At 44.2% G+C, this 23,024-nt stretch carries 20 protein-coding genes and 1 tRNA gene; 8 read left to right on the forward strand and 13 right to left on the reverse strand.

From position 1 onward, the window contains the following. Positions 1-447: 447 nt before the first annotated feature. From R2S67_RS18955 to R2S67_RS18985, 7 genes are all read right to left on the reverse strand, one after another. Positions 448-1,701: an HD-GYP domain-containing protein gene (locus R2S67_RS18955; protein ID WP_012841389.1), complete on the reverse strand. Its 1,254-nt coding sequence runs from the start codon at positions 1,699-1,701 to the stop codon at positions 448-450. Positions 1,702-1,829: 128 nt separating this feature from the next. Continuing rightward, entirely contained in the window at positions 1,830-2,828 is a 999-nt protein-coding gene (locus R2S67_RS18960; RefSeq protein WP_046873620.1) for a LacI family DNA-binding transcriptional regulator, read from the reverse strand. 105 nt (positions 2,829-2,933) lie between these two features. Next, positions 2,934-3,689 carry a chitin disaccharide deacetylase gene (chbG, locus tag R2S67_RS18965; RefSeq protein ID WP_134648085.1) on the reverse strand — a complete coding sequence of 252 codons (756 nt, stop codon included), beginning with the start codon at positions 3,687-3,689 and terminating at the stop codon, positions 2,934-2,936. Between the two features lie 18 nt (positions 3,690-3,707). Then, entirely contained in the window at positions 3,708-5,030 is a 1,323-nt protein-coding gene (locus tag R2S67_RS18970) for a 6-phospho-beta-glucosidase (RefSeq protein WP_005397437.1), read from the reverse strand. A 10-nt stretch (positions 5,031-5,040) separates the two neighbouring features. Then, the gene (locus R2S67_RS18975) at positions 5,041-5,352 is read right to left on the reverse strand and encodes a PTS lactose/cellobiose transporter subunit IIA (protein WP_031780628.1); all 312 of its coding nucleotides are present in this window, start codon (positions 5,350-5,352) and stop codon (positions 5,041-5,043) included. Positions 5,353-5,403: 51 nt separating this feature from the next. Continuing rightward, complete coding sequence (locus tag R2S67_RS18980; RefSeq protein WP_005397441.1) at positions 5,404-6,738, reverse strand: PTS sugar transporter subunit IIC; 1,335 nt, start codon at positions 6,736-6,738, stop codon at positions 5,404-5,406. 89 nt (positions 6,739-6,827) lie between these two features. Beyond that, positions 6,828-7,133 (reverse strand): PTS sugar transporter subunit IIB, encoded by a 306-nt coding sequence (locus R2S67_RS18985; protein ID WP_025767645.1) that lies wholly within the window; start codon positions 7,131-7,133, stop codon positions 6,828-6,830. A 247-nt stretch (positions 7,134-7,380) separates the two neighbouring features. Between R2S67_RS18985 and R2S67_RS18990 the strand changes: the two genes are divergently transcribed. Beyond that, complete coding sequence (locus R2S67_RS18990) at positions 7,381-8,664, forward strand: carbohydrate-binding protein (RefSeq protein WP_317346660.1); 1,284 nt, start codon at positions 7,381-7,383, stop codon at positions 8,662-8,664. Positions 8,665-8,863: 199 nt separating this feature from the next. On the opposite strand, the gene R2S67_RS18995 is transcribed toward R2S67_RS18990, so the two are convergent. Continuing rightward, a tRNA-Leu gene (locus tag R2S67_RS18995) sits at positions 8,864-8,948 on the reverse strand. A 190-nt stretch (positions 8,949-9,138) separates the two neighbouring features. Continuing rightward, complete coding sequence (locus R2S67_RS19000; RefSeq protein ID WP_301661318.1) at positions 9,139-9,804, reverse strand: SDR family NAD(P)-dependent oxidoreductase; 666 nt, start codon at positions 9,802-9,804, stop codon at positions 9,139-9,141. A 226-nt stretch (positions 9,805-10,030) separates the two neighbouring features. Here R2S67_RS19000 and R2S67_RS19005 point away from each other — a divergent pair, with 226 nt between their 5' ends. Together R2S67_RS19005 and R2S67_RS19010 are read left to right on the forward strand one after the other, a co-directional pair. Next, on the forward strand, positions 10,031-11,299 hold the full coding sequence (locus tag R2S67_RS19005; RefSeq protein ID WP_317346661.1) for a DUF2254 domain-containing protein: 1,269 nt from the start codon (positions 10,031-10,033) through the stop codon (positions 11,297-11,299). A gap of 184 nt (positions 11,300-11,483) precedes the next feature. Continuing rightward, positions 11,484-11,963 carry an RDD family protein gene (locus R2S67_RS19010; protein ID WP_005397453.1) on the forward strand — a complete coding sequence of 160 codons (480 nt, stop codon included), beginning with the start codon at positions 11,484-11,486 and terminating at the stop codon, positions 11,961-11,963. Between the two features lie 87 nt (positions 11,964-12,050). On the opposite strand, the gene lptG is transcribed toward R2S67_RS19010, so the two are convergent. Next, on the reverse strand, positions 12,051-13,121 hold the full coding sequence (lptG, locus tag R2S67_RS19015; RefSeq protein WP_046873614.1) for an LPS export ABC transporter permease LptG: 1,071 nt from the start codon (positions 13,119-13,121) through the stop codon (positions 12,051-12,053). Positions 13,122-13,124: 3 nt separating this feature from the next. Further along, on the reverse strand, positions 13,125-14,225 hold the full coding sequence (lptF, locus tag R2S67_RS19020; protein ID WP_006742363.1) for an LPS export ABC transporter permease LptF: 1,101 nt from the start codon (positions 14,223-14,225) through the stop codon (positions 13,125-13,127). 200 nt (positions 14,226-14,425) lie between these two features. Between lptF and pepA the strand changes: the two genes are divergently transcribed. From pepA to R2S67_RS19045, 5 genes are all read left to right on the forward strand, one after another. Continuing rightward, positions 14,426-15,934, forward strand: a complete 1,509-nt coding sequence (gene pepA, locus R2S67_RS19025) for a leucyl aminopeptidase (RefSeq protein WP_005397459.1) — start codon at positions 14,426-14,428, stop codon at positions 15,932-15,934. 115 nt (positions 15,935-16,049) lie between these two features. Further along, a complete protein-coding gene (locus R2S67_RS19030; RefSeq protein ID WP_046873623.1) occupies positions 16,050-16,499 on the forward strand; it encodes a DNA polymerase III subunit chi in 450 nt (149 codons plus the stop codon). Positions 16,500-16,595: 96 nt separating this feature from the next. Beyond that, positions 16,596-19,454, forward strand: coding sequence for a valine--tRNA ligase (locus R2S67_RS19035; RefSeq protein ID WP_317346662.1), 2,859 nt, complete (start codon positions 16,596-16,598; stop codon positions 19,452-19,454). Positions 19,455-19,656: 202 nt separating this feature from the next. Continuing rightward, entirely contained in the window at positions 19,657-20,061 is a 405-nt protein-coding gene (locus R2S67_RS19040) for a DUF2061 domain-containing protein (RefSeq protein WP_005397464.1), read from the forward strand. Positions 20,062-20,176: 115 nt separating this feature from the next. Beyond that, positions 20,177-21,082 (forward strand): bifunctional helix-turn-helix transcriptional regulator/GNAT family N-acetyltransferase, encoded by a 906-nt coding sequence (locus tag R2S67_RS19045; RefSeq protein WP_080936680.1) that lies wholly within the window; start codon positions 20,177-20,179, stop codon positions 21,080-21,082. Between the two features lie 19 nt (positions 21,083-21,101). Here the strand turns inward: R2S67_RS19045 and R2S67_RS19050 are convergent, their stop codons facing one another. Together R2S67_RS19050 and rraB are read right to left on the reverse strand one after the other, a co-directional pair. Then, positions 21,102-21,902: a glycosyl hydrolase 2 galactose-binding domain-containing protein gene (locus R2S67_RS19050; RefSeq protein ID WP_006742360.1), complete on the reverse strand. Its 801-nt coding sequence runs from the start codon at positions 21,900-21,902 to the stop codon at positions 21,102-21,104. Positions 21,903-22,068: 166 nt separating this feature from the next. After that, positions 22,069-22,482 carry a ribonuclease E inhibitor RraB gene (gene rraB / locus R2S67_RS19055; protein WP_213912444.1) on the reverse strand — a complete coding sequence of 138 codons (414 nt, stop codon included), beginning with the start codon at positions 22,480-22,482 and terminating at the stop codon, positions 22,069-22,071. Positions 22,483-23,024: the final 542 nt, after the last annotated feature.

The raw sequence follows: 23,024 nt of genomic DNA on the forward strand, positions 1-23,024 counted from the left end.
AGTAATGTTTGAATTGACTGTGCTGAATCCGAAGATTCAATGGTCACTTCGTTTCATTGAAACCTAATTTGAAACCGAAGTTTCTAATTGGATTATCATCAACGAGTGCCCACACAGATTGATAGGTCTATATTGTTAAAGAGCTTGCTTTACGAGAAGTTTTTCTCTCAAAGCGGAGGTGCATTCTAGCGATTTGGTTGTTAGTGTCAAACACTTTTTTCAACTAATTTTTCGTAGAACCTTTTTACCTCTTCGACATTGCTGAAGCCTTGTGGCGTCTGCCGTGTCGATGGATGCGCATTATAGGGAGAAGATTTTTTTTGGCAATACTAAAAGTACATTTTTTCTAAAAAAACATGCCAAGCGGATACTTTCCATCCAACCTAAAAATTACCCCGAAACAACACTCAAGATTTCTACAGCTTACCCACAAAAATCTGTGGATAACTACTCATCACTATCGAAGAAGTAAGAAATGCGTGAACGCGGATTAAGATACTCTTTGATTTTCTCCGGCAATTTAGACGGATGAATCGCGTTAACTATCTTTATATCCTTTGATGCAAGATCAATGATTGGCGCCTGCGTCCTTGGCACTGATGGGTCGTAAACCAATACATTTGGGAATAATAGATGCGATGCATTCACTGAGATAACCAAGCCCACCATATTATTGGAAAGCTGAACCACAGTGCCTGGAGGAAACACGCCCATAAACTTAATCAGGATATTCAGGTTTTCTTCTTTATATAGGTGTTTACAGTTCTTATATAAATGAGAGAGTGCGGTATAAGGAATTTTTTGCTCTGAGACTATAGGTGTATGACACAAGTTATCAAATGCGTTAGCTACAGCAATAATTTGAGCAAACTCGTTGATCTCATCTCCTTTCAGACCTTTGGGATAGCCAGACCCATCTCTTAGTTCATGGTGCTGTGCAATCACAACTCTTGCAACTTCGGGAAAACCTTCTATTTGGCTCGCAAGGTCTACTCCATATTTGGTGTGCAACTTTAAGTAGTTAGTTTCTGGTTCCGTCAGCGGTGCTTGCTTTCTTAATATTGCGGTAGGAATTTTTATTTTCCCGATATCGTGGAATAGCGCTGAGAATGAAAGCTCTTTCAACTGCGCAGCTGAGTACCCCTTAGCACGGCCAATCATCATGGCGATAACAGCAACGTTCAACGAATGGAAATAAATATCTTCAAACTCATTTTTACCGTTCATCAGGTGTAGAGTGACATTATCATCACACATTAACTTCTCGACGATATCTTCAATAAGAAGCTTCGCTTCATCAACGGCAGCTGTTGGACGATTACGAATTTTCGTCATGACCGAGCGCATACGCGCAAGAGAGCGCTCAAACTCTTTTTCGCACTGGATAACGCGTCGACGATACGCACTTAACTTTTCTATGCGGTTTTGTTTTTCTTGCCAAAGTTTTTGAGTTTCATGATCTAGCGACGCTTCATTCGTTACTCTATCAGCTTGTATCTGGTCGACTGGAAGTGGTGCGGCATCACTTTGCTCTGGATTAAAGTAAACGAACTTTACACCGAGGTGACGGATCATCTCGACTTGTTCTTGATCTTTAATCTTAAAACTATTTAGTAGAAAAGGGTGATCGTTCCACTTTAGCGGAAGACGGATATGTAATCCGGGTTGAATACGATCGACCGTAAGTTTAATGGCTGCCACTTATTCACTACTGATTTACGTTGCCTAAGAGAGTTAGAATACTAGTAAATTTTGTGAATAAATTCATCAGTAAGTATCAAAACATCAGATGGTCATTTCTAATGACTCATTTAATGAGCAAAAGCAAGCTACTTTAAGGTTCGATCTGCTTTGCGTATTTTAAGCTGAGCCTCGAACGTTGGCTTATCTATTATTTCTTGATCTTTGACTAATCCCATTAATGTTTGTACCGCTACACGGGCCATATCACTGATAGGAAAGTGCACTGCCGACACTGTAGGATAAAGGCTTTCACAAAGGTCGACACTGTCAAAGCTAGTTAAAGAGATTTGCTCCGGTACTGAAATATTGTGCTCGTGTAAGTACTGCATTGCACCGACCGTCATTTCCTCACTGCAAGAAAAGACTGCAGTAACTTCAGGGTGTCGTTGTAAAATTGCAGCCATTGCATCATAACCACTTTGCCGACCATAATTCCCTTCTTCACACCAGCTTTCGTCAATATCGATACCTGCGTCCTTCATCGCATCAACGTACCCAAGCTTTCTTAATAAACTATTATGACGTTGGGATGGACCGGTAATACAGGCGATTTTTCTATGACCACCAGCTAAAAGATGCTCGACGGCAATACGGCTTGCATGATGATGATTAAAAGTAACGCAACGCTCTTCTATTCCTTCAACATAGCGATCCAGAAGAACGAAAGGCGTTGGCTGTTTTGCTAATTCACGTAAATCATCATCTGACAAATAACGACTATGGAGGACATAGCCATCACAACGCAGATCATTAAAACGCTGAATGGCTTCCTTTTCACCTTCTGCAGAATGATGTCCTTGAGCGGTAATCAGAAACTTTTTATGAATATCCAGCTCAGTCTGAACCTGCTCCATCATCTCGCCAAAGAAGCCCCCCGTATAGTAAGTCACCAATAAGCCAACCATATTACTGGATGAGGTTGCGAGTGAACGAGCAATCGCACTCGGGCGATAATTCAGTTGCGCCATAGCTTGCTCTACTTTTTTTCGAGTTTCTTCGCGAAACTTCCCCTCCCCATTAATGATTCGAGAAACGGTAGAGCGATTTACACCGGCGAGTTCGGCGACATCTTTAATCCTTGCCATAATGCTATTGGGTCCAACTGCAATTGTTATTAAATATCCGTTTGTGTAGAACGGCTGCCAGCAATTCGTAAGGTGCTCATAGGGGGCGAAGCTGGCAGCCTTTAATCATACACCGACCATTTGATTGGTAGAAACGAGCTCAGAGTAATCCGTGACAGCTATACCATGTTGAGCTAACTGTTCTTTTAAAATGGGAGAGGTAAGAACTTGTAACTCTAGCTCTCGCTGAAGCGCATAACCACTCTTTAAAATCAGCGCTTGATCGGCCTCTGCCGGGTGGCACATCACCTCAACCAAATCATAGTCTGTCTTTAGACTCAATAAATGCGCCATCAAACCATCTAAACTTACTTTTTGATCGTAAAACTCGTCAGTAAAGACATACCTTGTTGTCATCGATTCTTGACACAAGCCAGTGCCCCGCAGTGGCACTCGGTATTCACTCGCTACCTCTTTAATAACGGGCAAAATTTGAGGGTGAGTATGCGCGTGATGATGGCTATCTAAGTGGCTTAGCTCTAACCCAAGCGATAAAAAATGTTCCACCTGAGCTTTTGCTTCGTCATAAATGACCTGAGTTTCGAAGTCCTGCTTACCCCACAGTTCGTCGTATTTGATAAAATGCGCTCGACCGTTGGTCAAATTAGGGTGCCCAGTTAGAGGCACTCCCGCTGTAAACCTAAGATGAACGCCAATTCTCAAGTCTGGATTATGGCGAGCCAACTCTAAAGCATGTTTCTCAGCATCCATACCGACCATCATGGTGGTTGAATGAACAACACCTTGCTGATGAGCTTTTACGATGCCGTTATTTACACCTCTCGTTAAACCAAAATCATCAGCATTAAAAATGACTTTCATTGGCGCCCTTCCTTAGTACTACAACGTCGTTAGTTTAAATTGAGGTAAATACGGAGCGTTCACCGCTAAGATATCATCCAGAATTGACTTGGCACGACCAATGTCTGGCACCAATGGGTTGTTGGTTAATGCCATGAGCGCTTTGTCATAATTACCTTCAACAGCAGCGTCTATTGTCAACTGTTCATATGCTTTGACTTGATAGAGTAATCCTTTGATATTGTTTGACAGCTCACCAACCGCAAGAGGTTTCGCGCCCCAACTACCAATCACCGCGCTACACTCAATCACAGCATCGTCGGGGAGGCCGTTAATCGCTCCGTTATTTAAGACGTTAACAACATGAATACTATTACGATTGTTATAAATTGAATCAACCAAGTTTAGTGATGCATCTGAATAATAAGCCCCACCCCGTTCTTCTAACTCTTTCGGCTTATGATCGAGATTAGGATCTTGATAGAGCTTGAATAGCGCATTTTCTGTTTCCATTACCTGCTCAGCACGAGTGCCCTTTTCACCCGCGCTTTGTTTCTCTTCAGCGAGCATAGCATCGGTTTGATAGAAATAACGATGGTAAGGACATGGTATCGCCCCCAGCGCTTTTAAAAATGCTGGATCCCACGGTTCTTCCCAGATGTTCTTCATGCTGAAGTTAGCACCATCACCGACTTTCTCTAATACCGTTTGAGTAATATCTTCTCCATTGAGCCATGCTTTGTGCACCCAAACGAGATGGTTTAATCCGGCAAACTCCAGTTGTAGCTCTTTTGGCTCGCACTCCATCATTTCTGCGATCATCATTTCCATCGAAACCGGCACATTACATAAACCAATACTCTTTACTTTGGTGTACTTACTGACAGCTTCAGAGACCAAACCCGCAGGGTTGGTGAAATTGAGCATCCATGCATTAGGTGCCAACTCTTCAATATCTTTACATATATCAAGAATAACCGGGATGGTTCGCAGTGCTTTAGCAAAACCACCAGGGCCTGTTGTTTCTTGGCCAATGACGTCGTATTTAATTGGAATTCGCTCGTCATTAGCACGAGCAGCAAGGCCACCCACACGGAACTGCGTCATCACAAAGTCCGCATCTTTTATCGCAGCACGACGATCAAAGTCTGCTTTTATCTCAATCTTTGCACCTGCTTTGTCAACCATTCGCTGCGCTAGACCTTTGATAATCTCAAGCTTCTCAGCTCCTGACTCAATGTCCACAAAATGAATCTTCTTAACGGGTAAATATTCTAAGCGCTTAATAACCCCTTCAACCAGTTCAGGGGTATAGCTACTACCACCGCCAATAATGGCAAGTTTGATCGCCTCTCTAGACATTTTTCTCCCCTTATTTGTTCGAGATTTTTTTGTTCAGTGCAACGATTTCTACAGCCATTTCTTGAGCCAAAATCGTGGTCATTAAGTGATCTTGAGCATGTACCATCACTAACGTCATCGGGACTTTCCCTTCCCCCTGATCTTCCTCAATCAACTGAGTCTGAATTAAGTGGGCTTTGTTAATGCACTCTCTTGCTTGAGAGAGCTTCTCCTCAGCCGCATCAAAATCTTGTTCTCTAGATAAACGTAACGCCTCGTAGCTCAAACTTCTGGCTTCGCCAGCATTACAGATGATCTCCATCACAACCAATTCTTGTTCCATCATTTTCTCTCCGAAAATCGGGCCGCGGTAATTGCGGCCCATTAAGCACCGTTAAGCAGTAACACCTTCACCTGAAGGTTGCGCCTCATCCTTAGTTTCTTTCGTCGTTGGTAGTTCTTGCTCCAACATTTGCTTCTCAAACATTTTGAAGAATGGGAAGTAGATAATTAGATCAAGAATCAATAAACCAATGACGAGCAATACTGGAGCAAAGGTCCAACCGCTACCCCACGAAGCACCTATCAGTGCTGGTGTTGTCCAAGGCGTTGTAGCGACCCCCATACCCACAAAGCCGACATGCACTGCAAAGTACGCTATCGTAGCGTTGATGACTGGAGCGAAGACGAACGGGATAAACAAGGTCGGGTTCATCACAACTGGGCTACCGAAGATCACAGGCTCATTGATTTGGAAGAAGCCAGGCACCGCACTCATTCGACCAATACTCTTAAGGTGAACAGAACGGCTAAATGACATCAGCATAACAAGAGCAAGTGTTGCACCAGAGCCACCGATAAAGATGTAAAAATCCCAGAAAGGCTGAGTAAATACGTTTGGAATCGGTTCACCTGCAACAAAGGCTTCGATGTTGGCACCAATGTTGGTCAAGAAAATTGGAGAAAGCAGCCCCACAACAATTGCAGCACCATGTATACCCGCAAACCAAAGTAGTTGGCAAAGCAATAGAGCGCCAATAATGGCAGGCAATGAGTTAGACGCACTAATTAAAGGCTTAAAGACTGCCATGACCGCATCTGGAATCAGCATGTCGTACTGGGTTTGCACGAAAAGGCTAAGTGGGTATAAGGTAATGAATATCGCTAAGACTGGTAACAGCACTTCAAATGATCGTGCAATCGCCGGTGGAACTTGCTCTGGCATGCGAATCGTAATGTTGTGCTTTTTCATAAAACGGTAGAGCTCTACCGAGAAGAATGCACACATCACTGCGGTGAAGATCCCGGTTCCTCCCATGTGTGACATAGACAGCGCGCCATCTTTAGCTGGGGCCGCGATGAGTAAAAAAGACATCAGCGACAATACAGCACTCGTGATCCCATCCATCTTGTAAGCCTTAGCTAAGCTATAAGCAACGCCGAGCGAAACAAAAATGGTCATGATCCCCATCGACATGTTGTAGGGCATCATTATGGTATCAAAATGTGTGGTGGCGAAATCGAGCCAAATTCGACCAAAAGTAAAGGTCGTGTCTTCGGCAAATGGTGGGAATGCAAAAATCAAAATGAAACTACCGACAATAATAAACGGCATTGCAACTATAAAACCGTCTCTCATTGCTCGAACATGGGGCTGATTCCCCACTTTTGCTGCTATAGGGGCTATATGCTTTTCGACTGCGCCTATAATTGCGTCATAAAGCTTCATAGAATCCATCCTTATTTTAGGCAAAAGAATCCCGCATCAAATATTTATATTTGATGTACAGTTATCTTTTTTTAATTTAAAACTATGGTTTAGTTAATTAATTCTAATGCTTGCTCTAGTACTTCTTCTCCCTTCATCATTCCATAATGCTGAGGAGAAATCGCATCAATGTTTTTACCATGCTCTTGCGCCGTTTTTCTTAGCTCTTCTAGCTGAAAACGTACTTGAGGCCCGAGAAGACAAACATCGTACTCTTTAATTGCATCTTCAAATGCATTCACTGACATCGCATCAATTTTGCACTCAATTCCTTTATTTTCAGCAGCTTGCTCCATTTTTTTAACAAGCATACTGGTTGACATCCCTGCGCTACAGCATAAAAGGATCTTTTTCATAGCCTTACTCCCGTTGTGTAAATTTCAACCTGCAAAAACTGTAGCAAAAATAACCAAGACAAAAAAGCGCAACCGGTTGCATTATTCGTGAACACAATCCCAATTTAGAAAATACGACCTGTTTTTTAGTAATTATTTAGGTCTAGGATAAAAGTCAGGAAATAAATTAAGACACCACATTAGGTTTCAAATTATCAATATATTACTACTGACAACGTCGTTATTAATTTCTAAAAAGGAATAGAGAATGAAATTTAATAAATTGGCTATTGCAACGCTTGTAAGTGCTGCACTATCACAATACTCATTTGCTCAAACCGACTCTAAAGGCACCATTTATCTAACGTTTGATGATGGACCAATCAATGCTTCTATTGACGTTATTCAAGTACTTAACCAAGAAGATATCAAAGCGACGTTTTACTTTAATGCTTGGCACTTAGACGGAATTGGTGATGAGAATGAAGACCGTTCGCTAGAAGCCTTAAAGTTCGCATTAGACACTGGTCATATTGTCGCGAACCATAGTTACGATCATATGGTTCATAACTGCGTTGATGAGTTTGGACCTAATAGCGCAGCAGAATGTAATGCTACCGGCGACCACCAGCTTAACTCGTACCAAGATCCTGTTTACGATGCCTCAATGTTTACAGAAAACTTATCTGTTTTAGAAAAGTATCTGCCTAACATTACAAGCTACCCAAATTATAAGGCGACAGAGTTTGCAAGACTGCCCTACACCAACGGCTGGCGCGTGACTAAAGACTTCAAAGCCGATGGGTTGTGTGCAACGTCTGATGACTTTAAACCTTGGGAACCAGGCTACGTTTGTAATATCAACGACCCATCAAACAGTGTGAAAGCCTCAATTGCGGTACAAAACATTCTGGCTAATAAAGGCTATCAAACACATGGTTGGGATGTGGATTGGGCACCTGAAAACTGGGGGATAGCAATGCCAGCCAACAGTCTAACAGAGGCAGAACCTTTCCTAGGTTACGTAGATGCAGCATTGAACAACTGTGCTCCTACCACCATCAACCCTATCAATTCAAAAGCACAAGAGTTTCCATGTGGTACACCACTCCACGCAGACAAGGTCATTATTCTAACGCATGAGTTTTTGTTTGAAGACGGTAAGCGAGGAATGGGCGCAACCAAGAATTTACCTAAATTAGCGGAATTTATCCGACTAGCAAAACAAGCTGGCTATGTATTCGATACGATGGATAACTACACACCAAACTGGCAAGTTGGTCATAGCTACAACGCTGGCGACTACGTCCTACATTTAGGCACCGTTTACCAAGCAGTGACCAGCCATAACGCACAGCAGGACTGGGCACCTTCCCCAACCTCTAGCCTTTGGACCAATGCTGATCCGGCAACAAATTGGGAAGTGAATGTTTCATATAAAGAGGGAGATGTTGTGACGTACTCTGGCAAACGTTATCTCGTCAACGTGCCACACGTATCTCAAGCCGATTGGACACCTTACTCACAGAACACCTTGTTCACAGCTCTATAAGCTGTTCCCTACTATTATCATGTAGTAGCTTGCGCGAGGTAATCCCTCGCGCTTTTTTATTTTTAGAAAAGTAAAAATGGAAAGCAGTAAAGAGTGGACTGACTGGGCCTGGCATTCCTGACGCCACGCTGGATTTGAATTCACAAACCCTATGTACAACAAAGCCCCGACTTACGTCGAGGCTTTATCATATGAATTATGGTACCGGTGGGCGGACTTGAACCGCCACGCCCGAGGGCAACGGATTTTGAATCCGTCGTGTATACCAATTTCACCACACCGGCATCTTTGGGCTATTGCCCTTTGATGGTTGGCATTATACGGAAGCTTTTGACCTGCGCAAGCAGAAATACCTTAAATAACTATCGTTTGCTGATAATTTCGCCACAAAGTGTGACAAAGCTGTACTGATAAGAAACGTACGCTCCATTTCCTACTACTGATCCAGATGAAAATGAGTATACGTAACTCTTATTAAACTCTATTCACTGTAATATCAGAAACATAACCATTCCCAATGCTCGACAAAGCCGTATGGACCATCTCGGCAGCATCTTCCGCTTGCATGAAGTGACTCGTGTCCATCGTGTTGCCGCTTGTCTTCCAGAATTCCGTATCCATACCACCAGGATAAACCGCGATAATTTTCATCGGCTTTCCTTTTAACTCCAAACGAACCGACTCGATGAATCCTTTGACAGCCCACTTCACAGCACAATACGTAGACTCTTGCGCTTTTGGTTGTTGAGCGGCTGTGGACATGATCATGACCACTTTTATCGGTTGATCTTTGTAACGCTTTACTAACTCTCTTAACACATGAATCGCAGAATTCAGGTTATTATCAATCAGTTTTTGAATCTCTTCCGGCTCCTGCTCTTCCAGTTCGCCAAAATAACCACTTCCTGCACTATGAATGACCATTTCAGGCGGCTGTTTCATCCCATCAAATAGGTGTTTCACATCTTGATGCAGTGAGAGGTTGCAAGCTTGATATCCGACGTTATGAGAGAGTTGTTTAGCTAATGCGGATAGTTTTTCTGTGTTTCTTCCTATGATATACGTCTCTTTGTCTTCCGCATCATAACGCTTTGCCAACTCTGCCCCTAAACCGCTACTTGCACCTGTAATTACAATCATGGCTACCTCTTATCAATCACATACTTTAATGCATCTATCAATTAAGGTAACAGAATCTTGGTAATTCACACCTCAAGAACACCATTCTTTGAAGCAAGCGGCTTTCTTACTCTCATGATGCATGAAATTCCAAGTAGAACGAGGAAGATTTAACCTATGCTTAAGCAAGAATAACTTTCTGAATTTTCTATCGACTTTCGAGTAAGAACCTAATAGGAGCATGCGAATGACTGGGTCAAAATGGCAATGGTTACTGAAGCAAATGACGCGCAAATTGTGGGTTCGCACGTCACTTTATGCCTTACTTGCTGTCGCCACCGCCCTAATATCCATTGTTTTAAACCAGTTCATTACTCTGCCTCCTGCAATCAACGTCAGTAAGGATTTGCTTAACAACATATTAAATATCCTCGCGACTTCCATGCTTGCGGTGACCACATTCTCGCTCAATATAATGGTCTCAGCGTACAGTGCCGCTAGTGCAGGGGTAACGCCGCGAGCGACAAAACTGTTGATGGAAGACAGCACAACACAAAATGCCTTAGCAACCTTTCTTGGCTCTTTTCTATTTAGTTTGGTAGGCATTATCGCGCTAGGTATTGGGGCCTATCATCAACAAGCACAAATTTATCTGTTCATCGTGACTATCGCCGTAATCGTGATGATCATACTCACTCTGCTACGTTGGATTCAGCACCTTTCCGTACTAGGAAGGGTCAGTGAAACCACTTCATACGTAGAGCAAGCCTTGTTAGATGCGATAAGAAAACGGGGCAAAGAGCGTTGGCTAGGAGCTCACCCATGGAGCCATCCAGAACATAAACCCAGAGGAAGCAAGCCTATTTTCAGCCAAGAAATTGGCTACTTACAGCATGTTGATATGCATCATCTAGATAGTATTGCTGAAGCAAACCAATGCACCATCTATCTTGAACGACAACCAGGAAGTTTTGTGTATGTGAGTCAACCATTGGCTTGGGTTTGTGGAGCGTTGCCAGACGAAAACGAAATAACGGCAGCCTTCACGATTCGAACGGAGCGTTCCTATGATCAAGATCCTCGTTTTGGATTAGTCGTCATGGCGGAGATTGCCTCACGAGCTCTCTCCCCCGCCGTGAATGATAACGGTACCGCGATTGATGTTCTTGGGCGTTCTGTACGAGCCCTTTCATTATGGGGAGAGTTACTCAGCGAGCCGCCTACCAAGACTCGATACCCTAGGTTATTTGTGCCCGCATTAAGCTGCCAAGATTTATTTGATGATGTCTTTTTGCCAATCGCGCACGATGGTGCAGCGCAACTCCAAATACAGATTCGCCTACAAAAAGCCTTTCTGGCTCTTTCTAGTATGCACCCCAAGTTGTTTTTATCACCTGCAACCAAGCTATCAGAAAAAGCTTTAGAGCTCGCCTTGAGCCAGCATTATACCGAAGATGAGAAACACCAACTCTCTCATCTGTCTAATCTAGTTACAGACCAAAAAGCTAATGGTTAGGCAAGTAAAATTCAGTTGAAATAGGTTACCGAAAGGCCTTGTACATCATGGTATATATTCATAACACACAGCAGAAAAGTCACTTCGTTTAAGCATAATTAAAGACTCTGTGCGTTAGGTCTCTTTTCTCTTGGTGAGGGAATCTATATTCTGACGCACAATTTTTAAGGTAAGTGATGGAATAATGACGACGTCTACAACTCTTCCACCTGCTGGTCTCTTTCGTCGACTTGCAGCGTTGATTTACGACACATTGATTATTATCGCAATTGAAATGATGGCCGCAGGTATTGTTATGGCCGTTGTATTTGCACTAAATGCAGCAGGGCTGTTGAGCTATGGCGAGTACGCAGATGCCGCTGATATGCTCGGAAAGCACCCTGTATTAAGCCCTCTATTTACACTGTATCTTGCGGTTGTGTGGATATACTTCTTTGTCTTCTTCTGGACGCGAGCAGGGCAAACACTTGGGATGCGCGCTTGGAAACTTCGAGTTCGCAATGCCAAAGACGGCGCGCCGATTACAGTCACTCAAGCCCTGATTCGTATTGCAACATCTGGCTTTGGTTTGGCAAACCTGACTGTACCGATTGATCCCAAGAAACGTGGGTTCCACGACATTTGGGCAAAAACAGAGGTTGTTGTGTTGCCTAAGGCAAACTAACTTATCCGGGACTACAAAAAAGGAAGGCATAATGCCTTCCTTTTACATTTAGTCCGATGAAACATGGTTTATTCGGTGATACTTCAGCTACAGCTTTCTTCTCAGCAGCGCAATCGCAATGGCTAAGAACACCAGGCTCGGGGCCAATGCACCAAACACAGGGGATATGCCATACACCAAGCTTAATGGGCCAAAGAACTCACTGGATATATAAAAAGTAAACCCGGCAACCACGCCCGACAATACCCTTGCCCCCATGGTCACACTTCTGAGTGGACCGAAAACAAACGATAGCGCCATCAACATCATCACGGCAATTGAAAGCGGCTGTGTCAACTTACGCCAAAACGCCAATTCATAGCGAGACGCATCTTGCTCAGATGCTTTCAGATAGGTCACGTAATCATACAAACCGCTCAGTGACAGTTCTTCAGGCTTTACCGTCACCACAGCTAGCTTATCTGGAGCCAATGACGTATGCCATTCCATCTGTTCAATGTCTTGCTTCGAAATCACGTTTTCATTTTTCATATCCGTGATTTGTACGTCGCGCATCAACCAGTTGTTATCTTGTTGATAGTCGACTTCTTCGGCGAAAATAACTTTTTGTAGATTCTTATCATCATCAAAACGCCACATATTTAAAGCATAAAGCTTGTCGTCTTCGACTTTACCTATAAAGATAAAGTCGTTTGCGTCACGAGCCCAAACTCCAGAACGAACTGAGACAATACTACCTCCCGATATCGCAAACGCACGTAAGTCACGCGCCATTTTTTGTGCTTCTGGAGCGCCCCATTGCCCTAACGTCATAACGATAAGCATAAGTGGCACTGCCGTTTTGAGCACGGATAACCCGATATCCAACTTTGAGAAACCAGCAGCTTGCATCACCACCAGCTCAGAGCTTGACGCCAACATACCCAAACCAATCAGGGCACCGAGTAATGCCGCCATTGGGAAGAACATTTCGATATCACGCGGCACACTGAGCAACACAAAGTACAACGCATGAGTGAGGTCATACACGCCTCGCCCTACTTTACGTAACTGTTCTACGTATTTGATGATGCCCGATAAGCCAACAAACGTCGCTAAAACCAAGGCAGTGGTAGAGATGATGGTTCTACCGATGTAAAGGTCTAAGATTTTGAACACAGCTTACGCGAGCCTCTTCTTACGGAATTTGTCTTTTATTCGTCGAGCAGCAACGCTGTCCATCATATTGGCCATGATTGCGACAATCAGTAACATCGCATTAATAGGCCACATGCCGATTGCCGCCGGAATGTCACCATCTTCTAATGCAGATTTGGTTGCACTAATCGCCAGGAAATACGCTAGATAAATAAGAATCGCGGGCCCCATTTTGGCAAATCGTCCCTGACGCGGATTCACCGCTGACAAAGGAATAACCAACATCGTTAAGAGTGGAATACACACAAATAACGAAATTCGCCATTGCAGCTCCGCTTGCGCTTCTGGGTCTGGGTGTCCAATCAAATCAACCGTTGGGTACGCTTCCCAATCTCGCCCTTTCTTTTTGACCTCACGCTGGCCGATAACGCCTTCGTATTCATCGAATTTTGTGATCATATATTCAACGCGAGTAGGCACACCTTCATAACGCGTGCCTTCTTTCATGGTGATGACCTGACGGCCGTCCGACAGTTCTTTTACTTCACCAGAGGACGAGAACATCACACTCGGCAATACTGAATCTCTCGGGCGCATCTGCGCGACAAAAACGTTGCTCAATGTATTGTCTTTAATGTCATCGATGAAGACAACCGATGAACCATCTGGCGTGCCTTGGAATTGCCCTTTCTTTAGCAAGTCAACGCTGTTTTCTGCTGCCACTTGTTCATAAAGTTGCTCAACACGGTCTTGAGACCACGGCGATAACCACAATGCATTGAAAGCCGCCACAGCAGAAGTAATCAGTGCTAAGTACAAGGCCGCTTGTACCAGGAATTTGTTACCAATACCTGTCGCGTTCATAACGACAATTTCGCTCTCTGCATACAGGCGACCAAAGGTGATCAGTATGCCGATATACAGACTCAAAGGCAGCATTAACAACCCCATTGCTGGCATATTCAAACCAACAATCGAGAAAATCAATCCAGCAGGAATATCCCCATCAGAAGCATCAGCAAGAACACTTATGAATTTCTGGCTTACAAACACCAAAAAAAGTACGAAAAAAATCGCAAATTGGCTCTTGAGTGTTTCGCGGATCAAATATCTAACAATAATCACGCTGAAATTACCTATACAAAACTTGTTTTTTTGGTCGAATCACTATAGTTTCCCGTTGAACCATTTATTTTTTTAAAAATTATAAACTAGATGTTAGTCGCTTAATCAGCTCTGCATGTAAGCCTGGAGCTAAAATTCAACAAGTAAGCGATCATTATCTAACATTTAGAGCAATTTGTCTTCAGGATGTAGGAGTACGCATGGAGTTCAGTGTAAAAAGTGGCAGTCCAGAGAAACAACGTAGCGCATGTATCGTTGTTGGTGTGTTTGAACCACGTCGCCTTTCTCCAGTAGCCGAACAACTTGATAAAATCAGTGACGGTTACATCAGTTCACTACTTCGCCGTGGTGATCTAGAGGGTAAACCTGGTCAGATGCTGCTACTGCATCAAGTACCAGGTGTTTTGTCAGAGCGCGTTTTACTTGTCGGTTGCGGCAAAGAGCGTGAACTTGGCGAGCGCCAGTACAAGGAAATCATTCAAAAGACGATCAGCACACTTAACGAGACAGGCTCAATGGAAGCGGTATGTTTCCTAACTGAACTGCATGTTAAGGGTCGCGATACATACTGGAAAGTACGCCAGGCTGTAGAAGCGACTAAAGATGGTCTATACACATTTAATCAATTCAAGAGCGTTAAACCTGAAACTCGCCGCCCACTGCGCAAGCTTGTTTTCAACGTACCAACGCGTCGTGAATTAAACTTGGGTGAAAAAGCAATCACTCATGGTCTCGCTATCGCATCAGGTGTCAAAGCTTCAAAAGACCTTGGCAACATGCCGCCAAACGTAGCTAATCCAGCTTACCTTGCTTCTCAAGCTCGTCGTCTAGCGGACGATTACGAAACCGTAACCACCAAAATCATTGGTGAGCAAGAGATGGAAAAACTGGGTATGACCTCTTACCTAGCAGTAGGCCGTGGTTCTAAAAACGAATCTATGATGTCTATCATCGAGTACAAAGGTAACCCTGACTCAGATGCAAAACCGATTGTGCTAGTAGGTAAAGGTCTAACCTTCGATTCAGGCGGTATCTCTCTAAAACCGGGCGAAGGTATGGATGAGATGAAGTACGACATGTGTGGTGCGGCATCGGTATTCGGTACAATGAAAGCGCTAGCGAAGCTAAACCTACCAATTAACGTTATTGGTGTTCTAGCTGGCTGTGAAAACATGCCTGGCAGCAACGCGTACCGTCCAGGTGACATCCTAACGACAATGTCTGGTCAAACTGTAGAAGTTCTGAACACGGATGCGGAAGGTCGTCTTGTTCTTTGTGACGCACTGACTTACGTAGAGCGTTTCGAACCAGACTGTGTTGTTGACGTTGCAACGCTAACCGGCGCTTGTGTTATCGCACTAGGTCACCACATCAGTGGCGTTATCTCTAACCATAACCCACTGTCTCACGAACTAGTGAATGCTTCTGAGCAAGCAAGTGACCGTGCATGGCGTCTACCAATGGCAGATGAGTACCACGAGCAGTTGAAGAGCCCGTTTGCGGATATGGCAAACATTGGTGGCCGTCCTGCTGGTACTATCACTGCGGGTTGCTTCTTGTCTAAGTTCGCGAAGAAGTACAACTGGGCTCACGTCGATATCGCAGGTACTGCGTGGAAATCAGGCGCAGCGAAAGGCTCAACGGGCCGTCCTGTCTCAATGCTTGTCCAATTCCTTTTGAACCGCAGCGGCCAAGAGACAGAAGAGTAATTTCTGAACAACATCTAAAAGGGCCGCAAGGCCCTTTTTTATTATCCTAATTTTCTAAAATGAAAGTGGGACTTAAGATGGTCTTAGGAAGAGACCCAAGGCAAGTGAGAGAATGATGCAAACTGCAACCTTCTACATCATTAACGAAGAGAGCCCGCAAGCAACGGTGGCTGGCTTTGAAGAGTACATTGTGTTTTTGGCGCAGCACTTTGCCCGCCAAGGCGCTAAAGTGTATTTAAACTGCCAAGACAAACCACACGCCGAGCAGCTCGCTGAAGCCTTTTGGCAAGTTGATGCAGACAAGTTCATGGCACATAACCTCGTAGGCGAGGGACCGAAATACGCCACCAATATTGAGATCGGCCATAACGGTGTAAAGCCGTCTTGGAATCGTCAATTGGTAATTAATTTGGCGGAAAATGAGACAACCTTTGCGAACAAGTTTGCTCAAGTGGTAGACTTCGTGCCCTGCGAAGAAAAAGCTAAACAACTCGCAAGAGAAAGATATAAAATTTACCGTCAAGCAGGTTACCAGCTGCAAACGATCGAAATTCAATATCCTTAACGGTCAATCCTTATAGTTAAGGCGATCTTGTTAAGATCCCTCACTTATAAAGATTGACTAAGATTCAACCATCAACGTATCCATTAAAAGAGCGCTATGGAAAAGACATACAACCCAACTTCAATCGAACAAGCTCTGTATCAGACTTGGGAAGAGAAAGGCTACTTTAAGCCACACGGTGACACTACTAAAGAATCATACAGCATCATGATCCCGCCACCGAACGTCACTGGTAGCCTACACATGGGCCACGCGTTCCAAGATACGATCATGGATACGCTTATCCGTTGTGAACGTATGAAGGGTAAAAACACCCTTTGGCAAGTAGGTACTGACCACGCTGGTATCGCAACTCAGATGGTTGTTGAGCGTAAGATCGCTGCAGAAGAAGGCAAAACAAAACACGATTACGGTCGTGAAGCTTTCATCGACAAAATCTGGGAATGGAAAGGCGAATCTGGTGGCACTATCACTAAACAGCTTCGTCGTCTTGGCGCATCAGTAGACTGGGACCGTGAGCGCTTTACGATGGACGATGGTCTATCTAACTCCGTTCAAGAAGTGTTCGTACGTCTATACGAAGACGATCTAATCTACCGCGGTAAGCGTCTAGTTAACTGGGATCCAAAGCTACACACAGCGATTTCAGATCTAGAAGTAGAGAACAAAGATACTAAAGGCAGCATGTGGCACTTCCGCTACCCATTAGCAGATGGCGCTAAAACAGCGGATGGCAAAGACTACATCGTTGTTGCAACGACTCGTCCAGAGACCATGCTAGGCGATACGGGTGTTGCAGTTAACCCAGAAGATCCACGTTACAAAGATCTTATCGGTAAAGAAATCATCCTTCCTATCGTTGATCGTCGCATCCCAATCGTGGGCGATGAGCACGCAGATATGGAAAAAGGTACTGGCTGTGTGAAAATCACACCTGCGCACGACTTCAACGACTACGAAGTTGGTAAGCGCCACCAGCTACCAATGATCAACATTCTGACTTTCGACGCGAACATCCGCGACGCAGCAGAAGTATTCAACACTAACGGCGAAGCAAGCGACGCTTACAGCACTGAGCTACCAGCTAAATACCACGGTATGGAGCGTTTTGCCGCTCGTAAAGCTATCGTTGCTGAATTCGACGAGCTAGGTCTACTTGAAGAAGTGAAAGATCACGATCTACAAGTTCCTTACGGCGACCGTGGTGGCGTGGTTATCGAACCAATGCTAACTGACCAATGGTACGTACGTACTGCGCCTCTAGCGAAAACCGCAGTTGAAGCAGTAGAAAACGGCGACATCCAATTCGTTCCTAAGCAATACGAAAACATGTACTTCTCTTGGATGCGTGACGTTCAAGACTGGTGTATCTCTCGTCAGCTATGGTGGGGTCACCGCATCCCAGCTTGGTACGACAACCAAGGTAATGTTTACGTAGGTCGCACTGAAGAAGAAGTTCGCAAGAACAACAACCTAGAGTCAGTCATTGAACTGCACCAAGACGAAGACGTACTGGATACATGGTTCTCTTCTGCGCTATGGACGTTCGGTACTCAAGGTTGGCCAGAGCAAACTGACGATCTGAAAGTATTCCACCCTTCAGACGTTCTAGTAACTGGTTTCGACATCATCTTCTTCTGGGTTGCGCGCATGATCATGATGACCATGCACTTCGTGAAAGACGAAAATGGCAAACCACAAGTACCATTTAAGACAGTTTACGTTACCGGCCTAATCCGTGACGAAAACGGCGACAAGATGTCTAAGTCGAAAGGTAACGTACTTGACCCAATCGACATGATCGATGGTATCGACCTAGAGTCTCTAGTAGAGAAGCGTTGTGGCAACATGATGCAGCCTCAGCTAGCGAAGAAGATCGAGAAGAACACGCGTAAGACGTTTGAAAACGGTATCGAAGCATACGGTACAGACGCACTGCGTTTCACCCTTGCAGCAATGGCATCAACAGGTCGCGATATCAACTGGGATATGAAGCGTCTTGAAGGTTACCGTAACTTCTGTAACAAACTATGGAACGCAAGCCGTTACGTAATGATGAACACAGAAGAGCAAGATTGTGGTTTTGGTGAAGGTGAGATCGAGTACTCATTAGCAGACAAGTGGATCGAGTCTCAGTTTGAGCTCGCAGCGAAAGCGTTCAACAACCATATCGACAACTTCCGTCTAGATATGGCTGCGAACACGCTATACGAATTCATCTGGAACCAATTCTGTGACTGGTACCTAGAGCTAACTAAACCCGTTCTATGGAAAGGTACTGAAGCGCAACAGCGTGGTACTCGCCGTACACTAATCACGGTACTTGAGAAAACGCTACGTCTAGCTCACCCTGTGATTCCTTACATCACAGAAACTATCTGGCAAAGCATCAAGCCACTAGTTGACGGTGTTGAGGGCGAGACAATCATGCTACAAACTCTGCCTCAGTTTGACGAAGCGAACTTCCACCAAGAAGCGCTAGACGACATCGAATGGGTGAAAGCGTTCATCACTAGCATCCGCAACCTACGTGCTGAGTACGACATCAACCCTGGCAAGCCTCTAGACGTTATGCTGAAAGCAGCGAATGAGAAAGACGCCTCTCGTCTAGAAGCAAGCAAACAAGTATTGATGTCTCTAGCGAAGCTAGAAGCAGTACGCGTGCTTGAAGCTGGCGAAGAAACCCCAGCGTGTGCAACGGCACTGGTTGGCAAGTCTGAGCTGATGATCCCAATGGCGGGTTTGATCGACAAAGATGCAGAGCTTACTCGTCTAGATGGCGAAATCAAGAAGACGCACGGCGAAATCAAGCGTATCGAAGGCAAACTGGGCAACGAAGGCTTTGTAGCGAAAGCACCTGAAGCTGTTGTTGCTAAAGAGCGTGAGAAGCTTGAAGGCTACAAAGAGACACTAGCTAAGCTAGAAGAGCAGAAGACAACGATCGCTGCACTTTAAGCCTCAGTGAAAGAGAAGAACTAACACTTCTCACTTTGAATCCAAAGGTTGGCCATCATGGTCAACCTTTTTTGTATATCTTTCACCAAAAACTATCATCAATAGCTTTCCCCTATCGCAACAATACTCATCATCCACTAGCATTAATGAGAATTATTATCGATAATGAACTCATCGAAACAAACACGATTGAGTAATTATCATGAAAAAGACACTAACTTTCGCAGCACTGCATTTTACTATCGCATTTAGTGTCGCTTACGTACTCACAGGCGACATTTTAATTGGTAGTTTAATTGCCATGATTGAGCCTTCAGTGAACACCGTAGCCTTCTACTTTCATGAAAAGGCATGGGCAAAAGTCCCAGCACTTAAAGCTCGTCAGTGGATGACCAAATTAAAAACCGCAAGCTTTGCGACCGTGCACTTCAGCGTCGCTTTTACCGTGGTTTACTTACTAACAGGTGATGCATTTGTCGGCGGCGTAATGGCGATGCTAGAGCCGAGTTTGAATACGGTGGCTTACTACTTCCACGAGAAAGTATGGATGCGTAAATCATCAGCAAAAACTCCAGCACCGCAGTTTTGTTTACATCACCACGCTTAAACATGGAGGCTCACTACGTCTCCTAACGAGCCAAATGACATTTATCATTGACAAAGTTGCGCACCGCAATTAAWTTAATTGCGGTGCGCAACTTTATTTTTAGAGGTAAGTGATAATGAACGCTCGTCAACTCCGACACTACTCCCGTCAAGCCGTCCGATTGCTTGGTATGCTCGATAAACAATGCGGCGATGTCGCTCTTACCCCGGTACAAGCGCACGCATTAGGTGAAATCCAATTGCAACCATTGACCATCAACCAACTGGCGCAGCAGCTTAGTGTCGACAAGTCCAATGCAAGCCGCACCATTACTGGTTTGATTAAATTAGGTTTGGTTGAGAGCATCGAAAACCCGAAAGATAAACGAAGCCAACTCGTAGTGCTCACAATTCAAGGACAGCAGGCGTTATCGCAACTAGACCAACAGCAAAACAGCTTTTTTGAGCAGTTGCTTACACAACTTGATGACTGTGAGCAAGAACAACTCAAACTTGGTCTAGAGACTTACCTAAAAGGGCTAACAAAAGTGTGTCAGGCAGAGGAATACACCCTTCGACCTCTTACCAAAGCAGACAATCCGCAAGTGGCAGACGTAATTCGTAAAGTCTCTGCTGAATACGGCTTAACCGCAGACAGAGGTTATGGTGTGGCCGATCCAACGCTTGATGATATGTATTCGGTGTATAATCAAAACGGGGCCGCCTATTGGGTCATTGAACATCGCGGAGAGATCGTTGGTGGCGGTGGCTTTGCCCCTTTAGCTGGTGAGCCAAATGTGTGTGAGCTGCAAAAGATGTACTTCTTACCTCAAACACGAGGACACGGTTTAGCCAAACGCATCGTCGCATTGAGCTTACAACTGGCGAAACAGCTTGGGTATCAGCAGTGCTATTTAGAGACAACAGAATGTCTAAGAGAGGCGGTAGGCTTGTATGAAAAGCTAGGCTTTGAGCATCTCGATGCCCCGCTTGGGCAAACAGGGCATGATGCATGTGAAGTCGTAATGCTTAAGGTACTGTAATAAAAAATATTATCAGACGTTAAAGCACAACATGGGTAACGCAAAGCTCCTGGCTCAATGCAACAGTGAAGTTTTGGCGTTGTCCATCCAATTCAACAGACAACTGATAGAGATCATTTGGATCAGGGTCATTAAGATCAGCATACTTTGGCGCTTCAATCTGAAAGAGTGCGCTGGCGTGATCTGCACGAACGTCAATTGGGATATGGTAAGTCATGCCATTAAACTTTACCGCTGCTGACACTAGCCCTGGTGCAAATGTCTGGTAATACAAATCGACCTTAAATTCACACCCGCCACCATGGTGCCAAATCTGCTCGGTTGCCACGCGATCTAAACGCACGTTGCGAATAAACTGCAAGTACGGTTCTTGCCACACGCCCAGTCGCTCATCACTTTTCTTATATTGATGTTCAGAAAGCGGGCACAGCTCTGGCTTATCCTCATCGAATAAAAGATCTTCTTCTTCCTCTAGGAACAATATCTCAAAGCGATTACGCCCCATTTGCATGTATGGGCGAATGTCTTTCTTATACACACTTTGCGAGCCATCACAATCAAACACAGCCACGCCGTTCAAACGTACCTCCGCATGGTAATCAACACCACCCATTACCATTTCCACTGCAGGAAATGCCATCATTGCCTCATCCACTTCAATGTCATGCATCAGGTGCCATTCTTGTTGACGGATCGCTTCCTCCGTCAATTCATCAGGCAGGACCAGACTTAAAGGGGCGGGAAAAGTGATGTCATCCTGTGGAATCGAGAGGTCCGTCAGTGGAGAGACTTGCCATAAACCGGCGAGTGAGAGTTGCATATACACCTTGCGCTAGATCAATTTTCACGCATTATAGGGAGAAATCCCCTATAAACTCAATGTGAATTATTTATCACCTCCACATTCATCTGTTGTTGGATGCCATTTTCAAGGTATAAAAAAACCAGCGTTAAACGCTGGTTTTTCTAAAAAAGGTGAGCTTTGATTACTCTTCGTCTTCATCTTCTTCAGGGTAAAGCGCATCTTCGCCTTCGTAGTACGTACCCCAACCGTCATAGATGATGTCGTATTTTTCTGCCAAGTGAATCAATTTTTCAACTTGCGCATCAATCGCTTCTGCGTCTAGTGCGGACTCCATAGTCGCATCACAGCAAAGCAACTTGTTACCATCTTCATCTTCAGTTTCTTCTGCTTCAAGAACTTCAAAGCCCATCTTGAATGCTTCAACTACCGCTTTTTCTAGCGTGTCAAAATCTTCTGCAAACAGGTGGTGCTCAATTTCGTATAGCGAATCTGGATCGCTGCCATCTTCTAGCAATGCTGCAATGATATCGCGAGTCTCTTCCTTTTGAATCTCAATTAATTCTTCTACTGATAGATATTCATCTTCGTGAGACATGTTTTGGCTCCAGATTAGTTACTTGATGGAAACACAATACCCGATACTGAGTATGCTGATCCGGTGAAATATGGCATGGATTGCGATGAAAAGCCACAAACAAACATCATACCACTGCGATTCTTATCGGTTATTTGAATCTAAATATTAAACCGACCACACAAAGAAACAAAAAATTAACAAAGAATGGCATTTTTTAATATTCAGAACATCCTAATTGACACTTAATGTGGTTATTTTCTCTTTCTATGCGTGTTTATGATGCTTTCTTGAATACACTCACGTGTAAAACGAAGAAGCATAACGAATAAATTCACTTTAATAATGCATAATTTAGAATAAAAATGCACGTTTTATGCACTGTGCGTGTATTCTTTCTCAACGGGAAAATTAGAATAAAAACGCACGCACTCTAATTTTAATAAAATAGCATTTATATCTAATAATAAATTTCATAAGAATCAAAATAAAAATAAAAAACTCACAAAACCAGAAACACCAGAATATAAACAAAGCTTGATAACTTGCATCTTTCTAGGAAG

Source organism: Vibrio sp. T13N, assembly GCF_032970445.1.
Lineage (GTDB): Bacteria > Pseudomonadota > Gammaproteobacteria > Enterobacterales > Vibrionaceae > Vibrio > Vibrio diabolicus.